This window comes from Streptomyces xiaopingdaonensis (assembly GCF_000262345.1).
In the GTDB taxonomy this organism is placed as follows: Bacteria; Actinomycetota; Actinomycetes; order Streptomycetales; family Streptomycetaceae; genus Streptomyces; species Streptomyces xiaopingdaonensis.
The window spans coordinates 1-4,581 of the sequence record NZ_AJTQ01000336.1 but is presented as its reverse complement, the minus strand read 5'-3'; the positions used below and the strand labels follow the sequence as shown (position 1 = coordinate 4,581).

Below are 4,581 nucleotides of genomic sequence, written 5' to 3'. Positions count from 1 at the left end.
TTGACCGAGTCCGTGAGGTCCTTCCACGTACCGGCCGCACCCGGGACCTGTGCCTGGCCGCCGAGACTGCCCTCGGTGCCGACCTCGCTGGCGGCGCGGGTCACCTCGTCGGCGAAGGTGCGCAGCGTCTCCGTCATCGCGTTGATCGTCTCCGCCAACTGCGCCACCTCGCCCCGCGCGTTGACCGTTACGCGCTGCGACAGGTCGCCGCTGGCGACCGCCGTGGTCACCCGTGCGATCTCGCGCACCTGCGAAGTGAGGTTCCCCGCCATCAGGTTGACGGAGTGCGTGAGGTCCTTCCACACGCCGGCGACGCCCTGCACCTGGGCCTGACCGCCGAGGCTCCCCTCGGTGCCGACCTCGCGCGCGACGCGTGTCACCTCGGCCTGGAAGGAGGAGAGCTGGTCGACCATGGTGTTGACGGTGTTCTTCAGCTCCAGCATCTCGCCCGAGACGTGGACCGTGACCTTCCGCGAGAGATCGCCCTTGGCCACCGCCGTCGTCACCAGGGAGATGTCGCGCACCTGCGCCGTCAGCCGGGAGGCCATCAGGTTCACCGCATCGGTGAGATCCTTCCAGGCGCCCGAGACGCCGCGGACCCGTGCCTGGCCGCCCAACTTGCCTTCCGTGCCGACCTCGTTGACGACGCGCGTCACCTCGTCGGCGAAGAGGTCGAGTTGTCCGACGAGACCGTTGACCGTCCGCCCGACCTTGAGGAACTCCCCGCGCAGCGGGTGCCCGTTGGTCTCGCCCGCCGGCGTGCGCAGCTCCATGCGCTGCTCCAGGTCGCCGTCCGCGACCGCGGAGAGCACCCGGCCCGTCTCGGAGACCGGCCACGCCAGGTCGTCGACGAGCGCGTTCGCCGCCTCCACCGAAGCAGCCCACGATCCTTCGCTCGCACCCGGCTGCAACCGCTCCGTGAGCTTCCCGTCGCGCCCCACTACGCGCCGTACACGCGTCAGCTCGCTCGCGAGGTGCAGATTGCGGTCCGCCACCTCGTTGTAGAGCGCGGAGATCTCCGCCAGCGGGCCGTCGCCCGTGACCGTGAGCCGCTTCTTGAAGTTGCCGTCGCGCATCGCCGTCAGCGCGGTCAGCAACTTGTCCAGTGCCGCCGCTTCGACCTCGACCGTTCCGCTCTTCCGGGAGCGTCCGCCCTTCGCACGCGCGGTCGTGCTGCGCGTTGCTGCGCCAGACTCCACTGTCCCTCCCGTACGGTCGACCGTTCCGCCCGGTCTTCCTCCGAGCCCTCCCAGTGTTTCACTACGACCGAACCCGGCGATAACAGTTCGGCAGCACAGCATGCGCCGCTTTCGGGACGCCGATGGAAATCACCCGCATCCGGCGGCCACACGCACTGCGAACGTAAGTAACCTGGCTTCCGGCTGTCCACTCCCCGGCCACGGCACAGGGGGTACCTCCGCCGAGCCACCGGGTAGGGGCCACCAGGGACAGCGGTGCGAGCACAATGGGTAACGGAGGGGCGCTGCGTGACGCAGGAGCAGGGCGCCGAGCGCGAGACGATCACCGCGGTCGGCGCGGGCGGGATCACGGCAGCAACCGCGCTGACGCCGCAACGCGTCGGCGCCGAAACGGACGGCGAGGACGCCAAGGGGAGGCCAGTGATCACCGCGCGGGCTGCGGCCACCTTCGAACCAGTGGGACGCTCCGTCGCAGCCGCCCGCGGTTTCGTCCGCGACACCTTCCAGGGGTGGGGCCTCACCGAGGTCGTCGACGACGCCGTCGTCCTCACCAGTGAGCTCGTCACCAACGCCGTCGTGCACGCCGGCACCTCCGCCGAGGTCATCTGCCTCCTCGACGACGAGGGCGTCCGCATCGAGGTCGTCGACCGCTACCCGGAGCGCGAACTCCCCCTCACCGAACGCGTGCACCGACCGAGCCCCGACAGCGAGGGCGGACGCGGCCTGCTTCTGTGCGCCGCGCTCGCGGCCCGCTGGGGCGTCGACTACACGGCCGCCGACAAGCGCGTCTGGTTCAGCCTCGCGCTCAACGAGCGCCCCGTGGGCACCCGCTCCGCCGGCCCCCAGCTCCCCGACTCCGTCCTCCCCGAGGCCGACCGGTACGTCCACGTCGCCGTCGTACAGGTGGACAGCGAGGGCCTCATCAGCGCGTGGAACGAGGACGCCCGTCTCCTCTTCGACCACACCCCTGAACAGGTCATCGGCAAACCGCTCAACGACTTCGTCGCATGGCCGCATACCCCCGGCACGAGCACCGGCATCGCGGAGGCGCTCCAGCTCTCCCGCTGGGAGGGCTCGTACGGCGTCCGCGGCTCCGACGGCAGGACCGTCCCGGTCTACGCCTCGCACCTGCGCGTGCGCGACAGCGACGGCGCTCCCTCGACCGTCTGCCTCCTGGTGCGGGACCACGAGCGCGCCGTCCTGCAGTCCCAAGTACGCGCCCCCGCCGCGGAGCCCACCGAAGGCCACGAGGCCGCGACCGGCGTCGACCCGTTCGAGGTCTTCATCGGCTCCCCCACCCCCGACGACCTCGACGGCCTCCTGCAACGCACCGTCGAACGCGCCCGCGACATGCTCGACGGCGACGCGGCCTACCTGCTCCTCGCCACCGACGACGAGACCGAGCTCGAAGTCCGCGCCTCGACCGGGCTCCCTTCCGCACGCCAGCGCTTCGCCCGCGTCCCCGTCGAGACCGGCAGCGGACGCTACGGCTCCGCGCGGATGCCCTCGGTCCACGAGGACCTCACCGTCGTCCCCGGAGCCGTTCCCCTCCTCTCCGGCACGGGCATGCGCTCCGTCGTGACGGTCCCGTTGAAGGTCGAGGGCCGCCTCACGGGGTCACTCGGCGTCGCGACGGAGGCCGCCGAGCGCTACACCAACGAGGAAGCGCTCCGCCTCCAATTCGCGGCCGACCGCATCGCGCTCGCCGTCGAGCGGGCCCGCCTCACCGAGCTGGAGCGCCTCCGCAGAGGCTCGCTCTCCTTCCTCGTCGAGGCTTCCGACCTGCTCGCCGGCACCCTCGACCGGGACCAGACGCTCGCGCTCATGGCGCAGATGACCGTCCCGACGCTCGCCTCCTGGTGCGCCGTGTACACGGTCACCGAGCCCGGCTCGGAACCGCAGCTCTCGTACGTCCTCCACGAGGACGAGGAGCGGATCGACAACCTCAAGGCCCTCCTCGCGAAGGTCGATGCGCCCGAACCCGTCCCGACGCCGGGCGCCCGCGTCTGGTCGGCGCCGAGCGAGGCCGCACGCTCGTCCGCGCTGCGGAACTCCCTCCGCAGCGTCGTGCTCCACGACGACGACTACCGCAGCACCCCAGGCACCACGCTGGCCACGGCGACCGCGGTGGGCGGCGAGACCGTGGTGCTGCCGCTCGTCGCACGCAACCGTGTCATCGGCATGCTCACCCTCGGAAAGCCCACGGACGAACGCTTCCGCCAGGAGATTCTCGAACTCGCCGAGGACCTCTCACGCCGAGCGGCCCTCGCCCTCGACAACGCCCGCCTGTACTCGGAGCGCACGGCGATCAGCCAGTCCCTGCAGCGCAGCCTGCTCCCTCCCGAACTGCCCGAGGTCCGCGGGGTCGAGGTCGAGGTCATCTACCGTGCCGCGGGCGAAGGCAACGAGGTCGGCGGCGACTTCTACGACCTCTTCGAGATCGGCGACGGCGACGGCAAGGCATACGGCTTCGCCATCGGCGACGTCTGCGGCACGGGCCCCGAGGCCGCCGCGGTCACGGGCCTGGCCCGCCACGCCCTACGCCTTCTCGCCCGCGAGGGCCTCGGCGGTCCTGCCGTCCTCGAACGCCTCAACACCGCCATCCTCGACGAGGGCGCCCGAAGCCGCTTCCTCACTCTTCTCTACGGGGAGCTACGCCCCCAGGAGGGCGGCGGCGCCGAGCTCAAGGTGGTCTGCGCCGGCCACCCGCTGCCGCTCCGCCTCCGCCAGGACGGCACCGTGGAAACGGCCGCGGACCCGCAGCCCCTCCTCGGTGTCATGGATGACCTGGAGCTCTACGAACAGACGATCACCCTCGCCAGGGGCGACGTCCTCCTCTGCGTCACGGACGGCGTCACCGAACGCAGGGAAGGCACCCGCATGTTGGGCGACGACGGTCTGACGGAGGTCCTCACCAGCTGCACCGGCCTCAACGCCGGCGCCGTGGCGGCCCGCATCATGCGCGCCGTGGAGCGCTTCGCCAGCGACGCCCCGTCCGACGACATGGCCATCCTCGCCATGCGGGTCCCCGAGTGACGTTGAGCAACGGGCCGGCCGCACCGACCTGTTGCCTCTGACCTCCCTCGAACGTGAAAAGGGCCCCATCAGCCGATGGGGCCCTTTTCACGGACTCTTCGTTCTCTCTCGGAGAGCCCCAAAACGGAATCGAACCGTTGACCTTCTCCTTACCATGGAGACGCTCTGCCGACTGAGCTATTGGGGCCTGTCGAACTCCCGCCATTCTACCGCGAGTCCAACGTCCCTGTGGATTCCCTCCACCGGGTTGCACAGTGGGCTCCCACCGGAATCCGACGGAAGCCCACTGGCTTTAAACAAAGTTCGGCGGCGTCCTACTCTCCCACACACTCCCGCATGCAGTACC

Annotated in this window: 2 protein-coding genes and 1 tRNA gene; 1 reads left to right on the top strand and 2 read right to left on the bottom strand. The window is 70.6% G+C overall.

Going from position 1 to position 4,581, the window contains the following annotated elements:
- Window positions 1-1,199, bottom strand: a 1,199-nt coding sequence (locus tag UWG_RS31065; RefSeq protein WP_033196375.1) for a HAMP domain-containing protein, incomplete at its 3' end; no start/stop codon positions are given.
- A gap of 420 nt (window positions 1,200-1,619) precedes the next feature.
- On the opposite strand from UWG_RS31065, the gene UWG_RS0125600 reads away from it, so the two are divergent.
- Window positions 1,620-4,235: a SpoIIE family protein phosphatase gene (locus tag UWG_RS0125600; protein ID WP_029391771.1), complete on the top strand. Its 2,616-nt coding sequence runs from the start codon at window positions 1,620-1,622 to the stop codon at window positions 4,233-4,235.
- A gap of 114 nt (window positions 4,236-4,349) precedes the next feature.
- Here UWG_RS0125600 and UWG_RS0125595 read toward each other — a convergent pair.
- Window positions 4,350-4,422 (bottom strand) — tRNA-Thr (locus tag UWG_RS0125595).
- Window positions 4,423-4,581: the final 159 nt, after the last annotated feature.